The 16,029-nt window shown below is 59.6% G+C and carries 15 protein-coding genes; 6 read left to right on the forward strand and 9 right to left on the reverse strand.

What is annotated here, in order from left to right:
• Positions 1 to 4: 4 nt before the first annotated feature.
• From ACN9MW_RS23555 to ACN9MW_RS23580, 6 genes are all read left to right on the forward strand, one after another.
• Positions 5 to 1,684 (forward strand): esterase/lipase family protein, encoded by a 1,680-nt coding sequence (locus tag ACN9MW_RS23555; RefSeq protein WP_426163268.1) that lies wholly within the window; start codon positions 5 to 7, stop codon positions 1,682 to 1,684.
• A complete protein-coding gene (locus ACN9MW_RS23560) occupies positions 1,674 to 2,774 on the forward strand; it encodes a T6SS immunity protein Tli4 family protein (RefSeq protein WP_426163270.1) in 1,101 nt (366 codons plus the stop codon). Before ACN9MW_RS23555 ends, ACN9MW_RS23560 begins: the two co-directional genes overlap by 11 nt.
• Positions 2,771 to 3,037: a PAAR domain-containing protein gene (locus ACN9MW_RS23565; RefSeq protein WP_426163272.1), complete on the forward strand. Its 267-nt coding sequence runs from the start codon at positions 2,771 to 2,773 to the stop codon at positions 3,035 to 3,037. Before ACN9MW_RS23560 ends, ACN9MW_RS23565 begins: the two co-directional genes overlap by 4 nt.
• 269 nt (positions 3,038 to 3,306) lie before the next feature.
• Positions 3,307 to 4,215 (forward strand): SPFH domain-containing protein, encoded by a 909-nt coding sequence (locus ACN9MW_RS23570; RefSeq protein ID WP_426163274.1) that lies wholly within the window; start codon positions 3,307 to 3,309, stop codon positions 4,213 to 4,215.
• 54 nt (positions 4,216 to 4,269) lie between these two features.
• Positions 4,270 to 4,680: a hypothetical protein gene (locus tag ACN9MW_RS23575; protein ID WP_426163276.1), complete on the forward strand. Its 411-nt coding sequence runs from the start codon at positions 4,270 to 4,272 to the stop codon at positions 4,678 to 4,680.
• Positions 4,681 to 4,788: 108 nt separating this feature from the next.
• A complete protein-coding gene (locus ACN9MW_RS23580; protein ID WP_426163279.1) occupies positions 4,789 to 5,058 on the forward strand; it encodes a hypothetical protein in 270 nt (89 codons plus the stop codon).
• A gap of 45 nt (positions 5,059 to 5,103) precedes the next feature.
• On the opposite strand, the gene ACN9MW_RS23585 is transcribed toward ACN9MW_RS23580, so the two are convergent.
• The 9 genes from ACN9MW_RS23585 to ACN9MW_RS23625 form a co-directional block, all read right to left on the reverse strand.
• Complete coding sequence (locus ACN9MW_RS23585) at positions 5,104 to 5,565, reverse strand: YaiI/YqxD family protein (protein WP_426163281.1); 462 nt, start codon at positions 5,563 to 5,565, stop codon at positions 5,104 to 5,106.
• Between the two features lie 40 nt (positions 5,566 to 5,605).
• Positions 5,606 to 6,970 (reverse strand): reverse transcriptase family protein, encoded by a 1,365-nt coding sequence (locus ACN9MW_RS23590; RefSeq protein WP_426163283.1) that lies wholly within the window; start codon positions 6,968 to 6,970, stop codon positions 5,606 to 5,608.
• Positions 6,971 to 7,190: 220 nt separating this feature from the next.
• Complete coding sequence (locus ACN9MW_RS23595; protein WP_426163286.1) at positions 7,191 to 7,910, reverse strand: hypothetical protein; 720 nt, start codon at positions 7,908 to 7,910, stop codon at positions 7,191 to 7,193.
• Positions 7,911 to 8,027: 117 nt separating this feature from the next.
• Entirely contained in the window at positions 8,028 to 9,914 is a 1,887-nt protein-coding gene (locus tag ACN9MW_RS23600) for an MFS transporter (protein WP_426163288.1), read from the reverse strand.
• A gap of 106 nt (positions 9,915 to 10,020) precedes the next feature.
• Positions 10,021 to 11,046: an AbrB family transcriptional regulator gene (locus tag ACN9MW_RS23605; RefSeq protein ID WP_426163290.1), complete on the reverse strand. Its 1,026-nt coding sequence runs from the start codon at positions 11,044 to 11,046 to the stop codon at positions 10,021 to 10,023.
• Between the two features lie 38 nt (positions 11,047 to 11,084).
• Positions 11,085 to 12,146, reverse strand: coding sequence for an ABC transporter ATP-binding protein (locus ACN9MW_RS23610; RefSeq protein WP_426172280.1), 1,062 nt, complete (start codon positions 12,144 to 12,146; stop codon positions 11,085 to 11,087).
• A gap of 28 nt (positions 12,147 to 12,174) precedes the next feature.
• Positions 12,175 to 13,950: an ABC transporter permease gene (locus ACN9MW_RS23615; protein WP_426163292.1), complete on the reverse strand. Its 1,776-nt coding sequence runs from the start codon at positions 13,948 to 13,950 to the stop codon at positions 12,175 to 12,177.
• Between the two features lie 10 nt (positions 13,951 to 13,960).
• Positions 13,961 to 15,043 carry an ABC transporter substrate-binding protein gene (locus tag ACN9MW_RS23620; RefSeq protein ID WP_426163294.1) on the reverse strand — a complete coding sequence of 361 codons (1,083 nt, stop codon included), beginning with the start codon at positions 15,041 to 15,043 and terminating at the stop codon, positions 13,961 to 13,963.
• Between the two features lie 29 nt (positions 15,044 to 15,072).
• Positions 15,073 to 16,017 carry a tripartite tricarboxylate transporter substrate binding protein gene (locus ACN9MW_RS23625; RefSeq protein WP_426163296.1) on the reverse strand — a complete coding sequence of 315 codons (945 nt, stop codon included), beginning with the start codon at positions 16,015 to 16,017 and terminating at the stop codon, positions 15,073 to 15,075.
• Positions 16,018 to 16,029: the final 12 nt, after the last annotated feature.

A 16,029-nucleotide genomic window follows, 5' to 3' on the forward strand; every position in this document is an offset into this window, starting at 1 on the left:
AAGTATGTCAATCCAACTGCCCATTCGCCCCGAAACCGGCGGCACCAAGTCCGAAGGCTTTTGCACTCCCAAGGAGGACAAACGCCCACAGCGTTTCGTTGTTCCGCCCAAGAAGGTCATACCCATCGTCTTTCTACCTGGGATCATGGGATCAAACCTGCGCATGTCGCAGCCGAGGCAGTGGACGCTCAAGAAAAAGAACAACATCGCATGGCGGCCGGACAGGAAAGGCGAGGCACTTGATTTTATGTCGGTAACGCCGGCGTATCGCCAACTAGCGCTGGATCCAGATGCGACAGAGGTTGATACATATGACAATGGCCGAAGCCCAACGGGCACGCGAAAGGAAACGTCCGATGACAGGCATGCCATTGGCCGACTTGATGTTGACCTTCCCTTTACGCCGAACTCCCCTCTTCTTACTGATGATCCAGCTACAGTCATACCAAGGAGATCAAAGAGGGACAAAGCAAAGCGTCGCGGATGGCAGGAAATTCTATATTCAAGCTATCGCATTCTTCTGGAACAGTGTGAATCGAAGTTGAACGCTCCAGACATCGACGATGCCTGGAAAGACATCGCTACCCAATCTCCTCGGAATTGGCAAGCCACCGATACACCTGTTATCCCTCCGCTAAGCATGAGCGATATCAAAGACGCTCTCTCGTCGGCCTGGTTCCCTGTTCATGCAATGGGGTACAACTGGCTAGAATCTAACGCGATCTCTGCCACGAAAATCGCTGCACGCATAAATGCACTGATTGCCGAATATTCCTCTAATGGCTTCCACTGCGAGAAAGTCATTGTCGTCACACACTCCATGGGAGGACTGGTCGCGCGTGCTTTGGTGCATCCCGAAATTGGAGGTGCCATGGAAAAAATCCAGGGCATCGTGCATGGGGTGATGCCTTCCCGTGGCGCACCTGCCGCTTACCGGCGAATGCGTTGTGGCTTTGAAGAGGGCCTGGTCGGATGGGCCCCTGCCCCAAAAGTCCTTGGTAACTTTGGACCAGAGGTCACTGCAGTCCTTGGCAACTCACAGGGAGGATTGCAGCTCTTGCCGAGTGCAGCATATGGAAATAGCTGGTTAGAAATACGTCAGGGGAATAACTTGATAAGGCGCCTACCTACCTATGGAAACCCTTACAACGAAATATATAAATTGCGCACCGAGTGGTACCGACTCATTCGGGAGGAATGGCTCAATCCAGCAAAAATACAAGGTGTCAGCATAAGCAGGACATTTCGGTATCTAGGGCTTGCACAAAGATTCCACGAAATGATCGCGGATTTTTTCCACCCCAATACCTACGCACACTATGGATCTGACGTCGACCGCAACTCATGGGAAACCATCGGATGGAATGTGGGGGAAGGCCAGCTTTATCTTGGCTGGGAAAATCTCGCCATTACTGAAGACAATCAGCAAGGCAAATTCAAGGTCCAGACCGCGCAAGACAAACGTTCGATAAAAATCTCTCTAGGCCCGTCCGTAGGAGCCGGTGATCAAACAGTGCCACTGCGGTCTTCAGATCATCAACGCCAGAGCGGCAAGGTGAAAGGGATATTTCGACAATCCGGGTATGAACATCAAGATAGCTATAAGGATGAAGCTGCGCTTCGATCTACTTTGTACTCGCTTGTGAAGATCATTCAAACGATGAGGTGGAACGATGTCTCATAAATTTTCTGACGTGATTCTGAGCGCACTGATCGGGATTCTGGCTGCAGCCCCTATTCAGGCAACCGGTGCCGATAAAACCTCCGGAGTTAAAATGAAAACCAAACATGATCAAATCTCAAGATGGTTCGAAAAGACAAAGACCTATTGCATCGGGCGCTTTCTCATTGATGTTCCAGCCCAAGCGGAGGTGGTATATGGCCCGGCCTACCTCGGCGCTGACATCGCCGTTATTCCTTCTGGCGTTGCAAAGCTCGACTCAATTTTAAAAGCAGATCAAGCGGAAACATCCGAGAAGAAGAAACTCACGAGTACAGTGTTGGGTGATGCCGGGCCAATGCTCGGTAAGATCATCGATGGGGCAGTTCCAGGCCAAAAGATTGTCTTCGCGATGAGAGGATCAAATGAAGATGAGTACGAGCTTCGTTCCTATACCCCAATCGGTCACGACTTGTTCCTTGCGTGGGGTTTCGCTTATAAAAAGACTGATGATTACCAAGAACTATTGGCTCATCTAAACGCAATAAGCAGAAGGGTCCACCAACGAGCTGACGACGAAATTCCTACCTCTCCAGGAATGTGCATCGACGGTGCCCTCATCGCTCCTCTCGATGAATTTAACACCGAGCGCGTAACACTTGGCGTCAGGCTGAATGACGTCCATTTTTCGATCGATATGACCGCCAAATCCGATCTGGTGGAGTCTGATGGACTGGAGTGGCGCATTGTAGGCGCCGAGCAAGAAGCCAAGAAGCGAGGCGGCGCAGATTGGTATTCCAGGATCAAATTCTTCAGGCGCGGCAATCGAACTATTGGAGGCTGGACAGGCTTCGAGGTCGCGGCGTGGAAACCCGCCCAGAAAGACGAACATCAGTCACATGAATTTGCATTCGTCAGCCACGGCGAACCAATGAATCCGATGTTGCCAGTGCTGGACCTGGCGCTACATTCTGGCGTTGATGGAGACACTCAAGGAGCCAAAACGCCGAGCATCAGCGATGCGGAGGCTATTGCGTTGTGGGACCGCCTGATCGGTTCAATTCGAGAACGCCCCACAGTGCCTAAAACCAAAAGTACAAACACCGCGAAATGAAAAACGTCATCCGAGTTGGCGATCCAACCTCTCATGGCGGGAAGGTGGTCGCCACAAGTGCCCCGCAATTTCGTGTCAGCGGAAAGCCAGTCGCCCTGGTAGGTGATCGATGTACATGCCCGATCACTGGCCACCAGAACTGCGTCATCGTTAGCGGCAACAGCGGCCATCTAGTCAACGGCAAAGCTGTCGCCTACGAGGGCGACAAGACGAGCTGTGGCGCGACACTGATTTCGACAGTTACAACCTTCGCCTCAAATTAATTAGAGGGCAAGCTCTAATCTAATCGCAGTGCAGCATCTTTGAGTTTTATCAAGGTGTGCCAGAATGATTTCACGCACTCATTGAAGAGCAATAACAAAAAATCGTGTTCGACCTCGTGTCACCACCGCTCAACGCGCAACCGCAGTTCCTCCCGCTGGCTTATGCCAACCACCCTGCCCCTTTGTCCATCACGGCCCCGCCGCGACGCTGACTTTACGCGCGCCTACATGCGTCGCCGTGACGCATTCGTATTCCCAACTTTGTGCTGATGTGGAAGTCGGGCGAAAGCGGTTCCAGCTTCGACAAGAACCTGCGAGAAATTACCTTGATCACCAAGGATGCCTTCGAGCCGCAGCTTCCACTGTCGGTGGTGGTGCACATCGACTACCGCAAGGCGCCGATGGTGGTGCAGCGCTTCGGCAACGTGGCGCAACTGGTGGAGCAGACGCTGGATCCAATGGTATCCTCTTACTTCAAGAACGTGTCGCAGACCAAGACCTTCATTGAACTGATCCAGTCGCGCAGCGAATTGCAGCACAACGCTTCGGAAGATATGAAGCAGCGCTTCCAGGCCTACTCGCTGGAGTTCCAGGAGGTCTTGATCGGCACGCCGAAGCCGCAGCAAGGCGACAACAAGATCGAGAACATCATGGCCCAGCTGCTCGACCGCCAGATTGCCCGAGAACAGGTAGAAACGTTCGCGCAGAAACAAATCGCCGCCGACAAGGAACGCGAGCTGAATGAAGCAGAACAGCGCGCCGCCAAGCAGAAAGAGCTGACCGGCTCGCTTGTCGACATCTCGATCAAGGAGAACCAGGGCGCCGCGAACGTGAAGGCCGCCGAGAAGCGCCGCCAGGAGATCGAAGCGCTGGCGCAGGCTGAACGCTTCAAGCAGGAGATGGAGGGTTCGGGCCGCGCGTCTGCAATCCGCTCGGTGGGTGAAGCGGAAGCCGCCGCGATCCAGGCCAAATCCGAGGCAATGCAAGGCGAAGGCGCCGACAAGCAGCTGATGCAGACCGTGATGCTGCGCCTGGCCGAAGCGTTCGAGGCCTCCAGGGTTCCGCTGGTGCCGCAGATCCAGATGGGTGGCGGCGACAACAACGCCTTCAGCACCCTGCTTGGTCTGATGAGCGCCATCAAGGCAGGCGAGCTGACTGCAACCACTGAGAAGGAATAATCTTCGACGCGGGCTGGTACGAGAGTGCCGGCCCGCTTTCTCATGCCCACTTACATGAAACAGCTACCTCAAACTACACTTGTACCAGAACTGAAGGCCTGCAGTTCATTGCAGGACGTCTGCGGTTTCCTCGATAAGTCACGCGGCGCCCGCTCCCACGTATGGGTTTGTGCGGCACAATACGCAATGGCCCTTGCGGCGCGCAGTGCAGTTGGCGCGACGAGGGATTTCGACGCCGCACTATCGGTCGCGAACAGCCTGGCACGCGCCAAATCAGAAATCGACATCGTATGCTGGCACTCGCAGCGGGTGATAGCGGAGACCGAATTTATCCTGCGTGCCGCCCAGGACTTCCTCGATGAAAATACGATTCCATGCAATGAGTGGCCATTCCCCCAGGAGATTTGCGATGAAGTGGAACGCGTCGTGGCGCAGCGCGCGCCGGGAAATCACGCGCTCAAGTAGGAGCGATCAAGATCTCGGCCAGCTTTGGATCTTATGATGTCACGGAGAATGCGTTAACGAGCCACTTGGCCAAGCGCGTAGAATTGCGCCTTTTAATTGGAGAGCAATGTGAAGAAAACAGACTTGGCAAAGAACGACGCGAAAAAGCTGATGGGCAAGATGGTCGCACCGGGCGCGACTTCGTTCGGCACCACGGCCAGCCTTGCCGTCGACAAGCGCGAACAGCGCAAACGCGATCAGGCTCTTGGCCTGGTACCGTTTGCGGTCAAGCTGAATAGCGACCTGGTGAAGCGTTTGCACGACCTGGCCAACGACCGTGGGCTCGACTTGAATACTGTCGTTGCCGATGTCCTTAACAAAGGGCTCGACGCAAAGTGAGCCGAGCAAGTGCAGCTCCAGCCGGACTTTGACCGTGATCGGGACTTACGCAGGTCGGCCTTGCCTTCTGCGCGCCAATTCTCGATCCAGCGAGTTGGCAAAGTTCTGGCGGTCGCCTTGACTGAAGGCCGAAGGTCCGCCAGTGTCGACGCCCGCGCCGCGCAGTTCTTCCATGAATGCCCGCATCGTCAATTGCTGCGCGATGGTGTCTTTGGTGTACCACTCGCCACGTGGATTGAGCGGGAGGCCGCCCTTCTCCAGCACCTGGGCGGCCAGGGGTATATCGGCAGTGACGACGATATCGCCGGCGCTGACGCGTTCGACGATCTCCGCATCGGCGGCATCCGCGCCTGCCGGCACTTGCAATGCGCGGATAAAACGGGACCCCGGCACGCGGATTAACTGGTTGGCCACCAGCGTGACGTCGATCTGCGTGCGGTCCGCCACGCGGAACAGAATGTCCTTGATCACTGCGGGACAGGCGTCCGCATCTACCCAAATATGCATGAATTACATCGAATCCGATAAAAAGAATCAGACATTGTAATCAAGTTGGCCAAACTATATTCTCAAATAGGCGCTGAAGCTTGGCTGCACGATCAGAATTTACCATCGCCACATAAGAAATCCTGCCTGCCAGGTAGGACTGAAAGTTGGGATGGTTCTGCCGGTTCTGCGATGCGGGACCATGACGCATGCAATTCGTCAGCACCGCCTTGAGCCTGTCGTACTCGTCGCGCGCAATGTTCGGATGTGCGTTGATGACGATGCCCGTCACCTGCTGCCGCGTCCCTTCGCGCATCAACCGCGTTTTGCGGGTGTTCACGCGAAAGCCCTCTTCCAATGCAATTGCAGCAGCCTGGATATGAAAACGCTCTGCGGACCGCGCGAACTCCTCGCCACCGGAAAAAGCAAGGTCGTCGGCGTAGCGGCTATACGACGCTCCCATCGACCGCGCCAGCGATTCAAGCCGAATGTCGAGACGGTATGCGCAAAGGTTTGCCAGTGCCGGCGAGCACGGCGAACCCTGCGGCAAATGCGGCGATTTCAATGCCTGGCGCTCGGACCAGGCCAGCGGGCCTCCTGCCTGCTTGTCGCGGAACAGGCCATGGGGCGCACGGTTGACGCAGATGCGCGCGAGCGTGCCGGCGACGCTCTCCGGGTAGCCCAGCTTTTCAAACAGCGCCTGGACGCGCGAGTGCTGGATGCTCGGGAAGAAATCCTTCAGGTCCATGCGGATGACCGCATGCTGGCCTGCATGACGGGCGGCGTGCGTGACGCAGGAGCGTCCGCGCCGGAAGCCATGTGCCGATGGATGCGGCGGCACCAGGTCCAGTATCCGGCGCAGGATTGTCTGCTGGATGCGGCGTAGCCGCTCTTTGGGAATTTCGATCAACCGCTGGCCGCCACTACGCTTTGGCACCCAACGGTAGTGATAATGCTGCAGGCGCGATTGCTCGTCGCGCGCGATGCGCCACTGGTCGGCAAACCAGCGCAGTGCGCCGACGGGCTCATTCAGCAAGGCGGCCAGCTCGCCAACCGTTTGCAGTTCCGGTAGCGCGAGTGCGGCGAGCCACGCCGGCTTTGGGGGACGTCGCGGCTGGTCAATGCAATAGCGCCGCACGGCCGGCAGCTCGATGAAAGGCGGTGCGCTGTCTCCGGCCTCGTCATCTTCACCAAGGTCCACGCATCCGCGCCCAAGAAGCTCCAGCAGGATATCTGCCAGCTCGTGCCGGCTGAAGTAATGGAAGTTCTCTCCGGTTCGGATAGCGAGCGCCATGCAGATGCCGGGCGCCCACGGCTGCGACGCAGCGAACACACGGGTGCATGCGGCGACCAGGTTCTCCGGGCTGCCGTCCGTGGCCAGCATCGTGTCGGCCAGAGCCAGCGCAGTGAGTTTTTCGATATCCATACAATTGAAGGAGCGGAGAGCCGTCAACGAGTCTCGTGATGCGTGAGCGCTCTTGCGCGCAAGCGCAATGCGGCTCATGCGGCGAAATGCAGAACATTAAACATCCCGCGGGGTAACCCCGCAGAGGCTGTCCCTGCACGAAGCATGGACATGCCGGCTTGACGGTTCCGCCCCGCCGACACAGTAGGTTACTTTTGCTGGCAGGTCAACACTGCTGCACTTACAGCGTCGCCGGAATGGCGTCGAGCTGGATACTTTGCAGGAACACCTGCGAATAGGCCTCAAAGCCCGAATCGATGCCCAAGAGGATCCATACCGCGCCATTCGCGTCGGTCGTCACCTTCTGCGCCTTGTCGTTCTTCAGCGTCTTGCTGGCATAGGACACCGCGGTGCCGCAAGCCTGGCCGTTGGCGATATTGCCGATCACTTGCGCCTCCTTGCCGCCTTCGGCCTGGTTGCCGCGATTGATATTCATGCGGATCGCGTTGTTGACCGTGACTGCCTTTGGCTCGATGGCCGTGGCGCCCGCATAGACCCACACCGCTTCGCCCGGCGCCCCGCCCACGCCCATGCATCCTGTCTGCGCATTGCTGGCAAATTTGAGCGAGAAGTTGATGTTGTAGGTGGTGTTCTTGGCCAGGCCCGAAAACTGCTTCTTCACAAACAGAAACAGGTCGTCGCTGCGATTGGTGCCGCCAACCAGGTAACCCTTGCCGGTCAGCGGAGCTGGCAGCATGCGCTGCTCGAAGACGACATTGGTCGGCGCAGTCTCCGGCGTATAGTCGGAGGAACTCCCGGTCCAGCCAGTAACGCCATCCTTGTCGAAGTCCACCGATGCCGAGACCTGTTTAGGACGATTGTCAGTCTCGTTGCCGCCACCGCAAGCAGCCAGCAGGGACAGCATGGCGACGGAGATGCCGGTTCTCAGGATTGTTTTCATTGACTGCCCTTCTCACAAAAGTTTTGGAAAACCAATTGTAAAAAGGACCAAAGGCGCCGGGATGGCGCCTTTGTATGTAGAGGTATGTAGCCCGCTTAGACCATTAACGACATTTTTCTACTTCCAGTCGCCCCTCAGTTCTGCTACCTGGCGATACAGCAGTTCCGGACTCACTTCGGTCGGTTCGACCGGCTGGCCGACTGCCAGCGAGAGCTGCGAACGGAAGCCCTTGCGGAAGGCGCGCTCCAGCAAGCCATCCTTGCTGCGGCTAAGCAGGTGGCCCCACAGGCCGCGCAGCGCCATCGGAATCACCGGCACCTTGGTGCGCTCGATGATCTTGCTGATGCCGCCTTTGAACTCATTCATCTCGCCAGTACTGGTCAGCTTGCCTTCAGGGAAAATGCAAACCAGTTCGCCTTCATGCAGCGCTTGCGCGATGTCGACAAAGGCTTTTTCCATCAGCCATGGGTCTTCCTTGGCAGGTGCAATTGGAATCGCCTTGGCAGTACGGAAGATCCAGCCGAAGAATGGGGTCTTGAAGATGCGGTGGTCCATCACGAAGCGGATCGGGCGCGGGCTGGCGGCCACGATCACGATCGCATCAACGTAGCTCACGTGGTTGCAGACCAGGACGGCGCCGCCTTCTTCCGGGATGCGGTCGGCATCGATAGTCTTCACATTGTGCACGGTATGGATCAGGAGCCACGCCAGGAAGCGCATCAGGAACTCGGGCACCAGGGAGAAGATGTACGCCGCCACAATGGCGTTCATGATCGCGGTGGCGAGGAACACTTGCGGAATCGTGAAGCCCTGGCCCAGCAGCACGATTGCCACGCCGGTCGCCACCACCATGAACAGCGCGTTCATGATGTTCATGCCGGCGATAGTGCGCGACAGGTGTTGCGGGTCCGCGCGCAGCTGGATCAGTGCGAACAATGGGACGATAAAGAAGCCGCCGAACACGCCGATCATCACCACGTCGAAGCTGATGCGCCATGCGCCGGGCAGCATGACCATGGCGTAGGCATTGACTTCGCCTGGTGCGCTGTAGCCCTGGCTGGCCAGGTACAGGTCGATGCCGAACACCGACAGGCCGATGGAACCGAACGGCACCAGGCCGATTTCCACTTTGCGGCCGGAGAGCTTTTCGCACAGCAGCGAGCCGGCGCCGATCCCCAGCGAGAACATGGTCAACAACAGCACGAAGACGCTGTTGTCGCCTTTCAGGTAGTCCTTGGCATAGACCGGGAACTGGGCCAGCACGATCGCGCCATAGAACCAGAACCAGGAGTTGCCCAGCATGGACAGGAAGACGGAACGGTTGCCGGCCGAGAAGCGCAGGTTGCGGATCGATTCGGTGAAGGGATTCCAGTTCACTTTCAGGTCGGGCTGCGGCGCTGGCGTTTTCGGGATGCCGTGCGCAGTGACCAGGCCTGCGACCGCGAAAAATACCGTGGCGGCAGCGAGCCAAGTGATGCCGCCGGGCTTGTGATTGACGATGATGGCGCCGAATACCTGGCCAAGCAGGATGCCGACGAAGGTGCCCATTTCAACGATGCCGTTGCCGCCGGTGAGTTCTTCCGGCTTCAGGTGCTGCGGCATGTAGGCGTATTTGACGGGGCCGAACAGTGTCGAGTGCATGCCCATGCCGAAGACGGCGACCAACAGCAACGCCAGCGTGTGGGTGAACCAGCCGACGGCCGCAACGGCCATGATGCCAATTTCCAGCCACTTGATGAAGCGCGCCAGCTTGCCCTTCTCTACTTTCTCGGCAATCTGGCCGGAAGTGGCGGAGAACAGCACGTATGGCAGGATGAACAGGCCGGGCACCAGGTTGGTGATCAGCGACGGGTCAAGGGTGGTCCAGCTTGACGCTTCGAACGCCAGCGCCACCACGAGCGCGGTTTTGAACAGGTTGTCGTTAAACGCGCCGAGGAATTGGGTCCAGAAAAACGGCGCGAAGCGGCGTTGTTTCAGGAGATCGAACTGGCTGGGATGGCTCATGTTGCGTCACGGGAATAGTGAAAATATCGACAACATACAGCACATTGCCCAAGCTCTCAACCCGACTTGTCAAAGTATCGAAATTTAATACTTTTCGACAGCAGCGTCACATGCGTAGCAGTCGGCGAAATGCCGGGCCGACGGCCAATACTAGCACCACCATCCGGCATACGTGGAAGGCCGTTACCACCGGGACTTCAACGTGCAATGCGCGTGCGGTGAGCGCCATTTCCGCGATCCCGCCGGGTGATGTCGCCAACAAGGCTGTTGCTGGATGCAGGCCGCCGAATTTCGCCAGCACCAGGCCGAAAAGCGCTGCCAGTCCCAGCGCCGTTGCCGTGCAGGCGGCCACGGCCGCCATGAAGCGCGGCGCAGTGTGCAGGAAGCCTGGCGTGAAGCGGGTGCCAAGCGACAGGCCGATGCAAAGCTGGCCGGTGCGCACCATCCATTCAGGCACGGCGCCGACCGGCACTTGCGCCGCCGCCAGCAGCCCGGCGCCGAACAGGGGGCCGAGTACCCAGGCGTTCGGCACGCCGCGCTTCCACAGCAGCCATCCCATGGCACATGTGACCCCGGCCAGCAGGCCGAATGCCAGCAATGCTTCCGCCGCGCCGGGCGGCAGCGCCGCAACTGCCCTCGCTGGCGCAAGTGACGCGCCGGCCGGCAGCGGCGGCATGCCATGCCCGCTCCAGTAACGCAGCACGAATGGCAGGAAGCTGACCACGAACATCAGCCGCACGCCCTGCGCCGCCGCCACATGCTGCGCCACAGCGCCATGCCGCTCGCCCTGCACGGCCATCTCGGAGGCGCCGCCAAGCGCCATGGAGAAGAACGCCGTGGCAGCGCTGACGTCCGCCAGCCGTTTGAGCAGCCAGGCGCACAGGCATCCCAACGCCAGCGCAAACGCGACAGCCAACGCAATATAGCCGGCACGCGCGGCCACCACCGCCAACACTGCGGGCGTAAAGTACAGGCCAAGCACCGTGCCGATTGCCCACTGCCCCGCCGCGCGTGCGGGAACCGGGCAGCACAGGTCGACGCCGGCGATGCGCAGCGCCGCACTGGCGAACAATGGCCCGATCAGCCAGGGCAGCGGAGTATCGAGCCACCTGCAAAAAATAGCGGCCAGCAAGCCGGCCGCCAAAGCTTGGAGGAAGCAACGGTGGCGGGTCAGAAGACCCACAGCTTGTCGGCCGGCAGTTGCAGCCAGTACTGGCCGTCCTGCAGGCGGTATTTCGAATGAGCGCGCACGCTGATGTCGCCGCGCTTGAACAGGCACTCCCAGCGATCACCAAGGTACATGCAGGTGACCAGCGCGAGCTGCAGCGAGTTCTCCACCTCGCTGCTGTTCACGCGCACTTCTTCAACCCGGATCAGCGGAGCGATCGTTTCGCCGCCCTTGCCGCGCGCAGTCGCCTGCAGCCTGGTGCCGGCTACCTCGATCACCACGCAGTCGCCATCGCGCGAAACCAGGTTGCCAGGCAAGCGGTTGTTACTGCCCATGAATTCAGCCGTGAACAAGGTCTCCGGCGTTTCGTACATTGTCTGCGGCGTGCCCTGTTGTTCGATCTTGCCGTTATTGAGCAGCAGGATGCGGTCGGAAATCGCCATCGCCTCATCCTGGTCGTGGGTCACCATCAGCGCCGACAGGCCAAGACGCACGATCAGTTCGCGCAGGAAGGCACGCGCCTCCTCGCGCAGTTTCGCATCCAGGTTGGACAGCGGCTCATCCAGCAGGATCACCGGCGGGTTGTACACCAGCGCACGGGCAATCGCCACGCGCTGCTGCTGGCCGCCCGACAACTGGTGCGGGAAGCGCTCGCCCAGGTGGCCCAGGCCAAGCTGCTTCAGCACCTCGCCCACGCGGCGGCCGATTTCTTCCTTGTTCATCTTGCGCAGCTTCAGGCCGTAGGCCACGTTTTCCGCCACGGTCTTGTGCGGCCACAGCGCATAGGACTGGAACACCAGGCCCAGGTTGCGCTGTTCGGCCGGCATTTCAAAACCCTTCCTGCCGTCGAACACGCGGCGGTCGCCGATGTCGATGGAGCCCAGGCGCGGGCTTTCCAGGCCGGCCACGGCGCGCAGCAGTGTGGTCTTGCCGCTGCCCGATGGGCCCAGCAGCGCCACCACTTCGCCTTTTTGCAGGTGCATCGACACGCCTTTCAGGATCGGGTTGGCGTGGGCGCCGGTACCGTAGTCCAGGTGCAGGTCTTCGACGGACAGTTCGTTCATTTTCAGGTCTCGTTTCATGATCTATGTCTCAGTTATGCAGCTTGACGCCGAAGCGCAGCGCGATACCCAGGCCGATGCCGACCAGGGTGATGTTGATGAAGGAAAGTGCAGCCACCAGGTCGGTCGAACCACCCGCCCACAGCGACACGATCAGCGCGCCAATCACTTCGGTACCCGGCGACAGCAGGTACACGCCTGTCGAATACTCACGTTCGAAGATCAGGAAAATCATCAGCCACGCACCCAGCAAGCCGTACTTGATCAGCGGCAGGGTCACGTCGCGGGTTACCTGGCCGCGGCGGGCGCCGACAGCGCGCGCAGCTTCTTCCAGTTCAGGGCCGACCTGCAGCAGCGCAGTGGAAATCAGGCGCATGCCGTAAGCCATCCACACTACCGAGTACGCCAGCCACACCGCGAAAATGGTGGTGCGCAGGCTGCGCAGCGCAGGAATCGCGTTTTCCACCAGCCAGACCGCCAGGCCGTTTTCAGAGCCTTTGAGCATGCCGTCCAGCCAGCTCGGCACGAACAGGAACACCCACAGGAAAGCCAGGCCAGCCAGCAGGCCGGGGACGGCACGCGGCACCAGCACGCTGTAGTCGAGGATACGGGTCAGCAGGTCCGGTTTGCGGTGCATGGCCAGCGCGATGAAGCTGTAGCAGAAGATCGCGAGGCCGCCGCCGATCACGCCGATCAGCACCGTGTTGATGATGCCGCGGATCAGCGCATGCTGTTCGAAGATGTCGCGGAAGTGCTGCAGCGTCAGCACGTCGGCCAGCTTCACGCCCTCGCCCCAGTACTGCACGAAGGAGCGCAGCGCAATGCCGGACAGCGGCATCACAATGGTGAACAGCAGCCATGCGCCCAGCAGTGCAAACGCCATCCACTTCCAGCGGCCCAGCGGCAGCGCCTTGCTGCGCGCGCCCTTGCCCTTGATCGACACATATTTGTTGGCCGATTTCAGCAGCCAGCGCTGGATCATCACCAGCGGCATGGTCACCGCCACCAGGCACACGGCCACGGCAGCCATCAAATGATAGGACGGAGTGCCCAGCTTGTTGGTCAGCTTGTACAGGTAGGTCGGCAGCACCAGGTGGCCTTCCGGGTCGCCCAGCACCAGCACCAGGCCGAACACTTCGAAGCCGAGGAAGAACACCAGCACGCCCGCGTAGGCCAGGGCCGGCATGATCATCGGCAGCGACACGTTGAACATCACCTGCAGCGGCGAGGCGCCGGCCACGCGGGCTGCTTCTTCCACGTCCGAACCGAGGCTTTTCAGCGCCGACGACGCATACAGGTAGACATGCGGCACGTGGGTCAAGCCGGCGATGATCACAATGCTGGTGAAGGAATACACATTCCATGGGATGAAGCCGATCAGGTCCTTCACCCAGGTGGAGTAGAAGCCAACAGGCCCCATCGACACCACATAGCCGAAGCCCATCACCATCGGCGAGACGAAGATCGGCACCAGCAGCAGCGGGGAAATCCAGCCGCGACCCGGCAGGTCGGTGCGCACCATCAGGAAAGCCAGCATGCCGCCCAAAGGCACGGCGATGGCGGCCAGGCCTGCCGCCAGCAGCAAGCCATTCTTGAATGCCACGGCAAAGTCCGGGTCATCGAAGATGAAGCGGAAGGCATCCAGTCCGACTTCCTTGCCGGGCATGAAGAACGGCGCCGACAGGAAGCTCTGGTAAAAGATCAGGATCAGCGGCAGGAAGATGGCGGTGCAGGTCAGCACTGCCACAATCCCGCGCGGCCAGTTGATGCCGGCGCGGCCACTTCCCTGCAAAGTCGCGGTGGTCATTTACAACTCCTTATTTCTTGCCAGCGGTTTCTTTCCACTGCTTCAGGAAGGCCATGCGTTTCTGCGGGCCGAGGAACTGCAGAAGGATCGGGTGCACCGGCACCGGTTTGATCTTGTCCTGGCCGATTTGCTTGACCAGGTCGGACGAAGTGGTTTCACCGGTCACGTCGGCACGGATCGCGAACAGCTTTGATTCGTTGGCGATGATGGTCTGGCCGCGGTGCGACAGGGTGTAGTCCAGCCACAGCTTGGCGGCGTTGACGTTCTTCGCGCCCTTGTTGATGAACATTACGCGCGACATCACCAGGGTATAGTCCTTGGGCAGTTGCACGCCGATCGAAGGGTCGGTCTTGGCACGCACCAGTGCGTAAGAGCCCAGCACGTTGTAGCCAATCAGGTTTTCGCCGGAGGAGATGCGCTCCATCATGGTGCCGGTGGAAGACTGCACGCGCACCTTGGCTTCGCCGAAGGCGTTTTCCAGTTCCAGGAATTTCGGGTATTCCTTGGCGTCCTGGCTCATGAACATGAAGCCGACACCGGATTTCTCGATGTCGTAGGTGGTGACCTTGTCCTTGAACTTCGGCTGCTGGATCAGTTTCACGAAGTCGGCGTGGGTCTGCGGTACCTCTTTTGCATCGACCAGGCGCTTGTTGTAGACGATGGCGGCCGGCTCGAAGGTCGTGCCGTAAGCCTGGTCGTCCCACACCGCCCAGCCGGGAATCTTCGACGCTTCCACCGATTTGTATTTCAGCGCGTAGCCGTCTGAGGCCAGGCGCATCTGCAGGTCCATGGCGGACGACCACATCACGTCGGCGGTGTTGCCGCCCGCTGCCATTTCGGAGATGAAGCGGTTGTACACCTCGGTCGAGTTCATGTCGTTGTATTCGACGGTGATGCCTGGGTACAGGGCATTGAAGTCGCGGATCAGAGGCTGCGCAGCCTTGCTGTCAGTGGCGCCGTACACCACCAGCTTGCCCTCTTTTTTCGCCGCATCGATCACTTTCTGGTAATCGGCAGGATAGCCTGCCGGCAATTGTGCGAATGCGGTGCACGCGAACAGGCCCGCGGCGGCCACCAGGGTCGTCTTGATCATTTGTGTCTCCTAGAATTTTTGAGGGATGTTTAGCGCACCAGGCCTAGATGGCTGGCGCGTTTGCCGTAATCGTCCACGGCCTTATGCACATACTCGTTGAGTGCCTGTCCTGTCAGGCTGAAGGGATATAGTCCCGCTTCCGTTCGCAGCTTCGCAAATTCCGGCGTCGCCATGAGGTGCTCGAAGGTTTTCACCCATTGCTGGTAGTCGGCGTCGGCAACCTGCGGCCCCATCCACACGCCGCGGATGACCGGCCAGACGATGTTGTAGCCTTGCTCGCGAGCGGTCGGCACCGCAGCGAGCTTGCCTGGCAAACGCTCTTCCGCCATCACGGCCAGCACGCGGATCGTGTTGCCGGCCAGGTTGGCTTCGGAAGCATCGCCCGACACCACCTGCACGTAGTTGGCCTGCATGGCAGTGAAGGACTCGCCGCCGCCTTCCAGTGCCACGAAACGCAGCACTTTCGGGTCCAGGCCTGCCTGGCGCACCAGCAGGGCCACCTTCAGCCAGTCCTGGCTGCCGATGGTGCCGCTGACGCCGATCAGCACCTTGGAAGGGTCGCGCTTCAATGCCGCCACCAGGTCGGCCAGCGACTTGTACGGCGAATCGGAGCGCACCGCGATCATGCCGTAGTCCGCCCCCAAGGCCGCCACCCAGCGCACGTCGTCCGCAGTGGCTTTGCCGAACTTGCCCTGCGCGAGATTCAGCAGCGAACCGCCGGAAAACGCCACCAGGGTGTTCGGTTCGGCGCGGCGCTGCGATACCAGCGAGTGCCATGCCACGGCACCGATCCCGCCCGGGCGATACACCAGCTTCATGGGCTGGCCGCCCGGCACCGTCGCCAGGCCCTTCTGGGCCAGCTTGCACGTCAGGTCCATCGCACCGCCCGGCTTGGACGGCACGATGCATTCCGCAGCGTGCACCCGCCCTGCCAGCAGCAGGACAGCAGCGAAGATGGAAAACAGGATCTTCATGGCTTCATTATG

This window comes from Pseudoduganella sp. R-34, assembly GCF_049904655.1.
Lineage (GTDB): Bacteria > Pseudomonadota > Gammaproteobacteria > Burkholderiales > Burkholderiaceae_D > Rugamonas.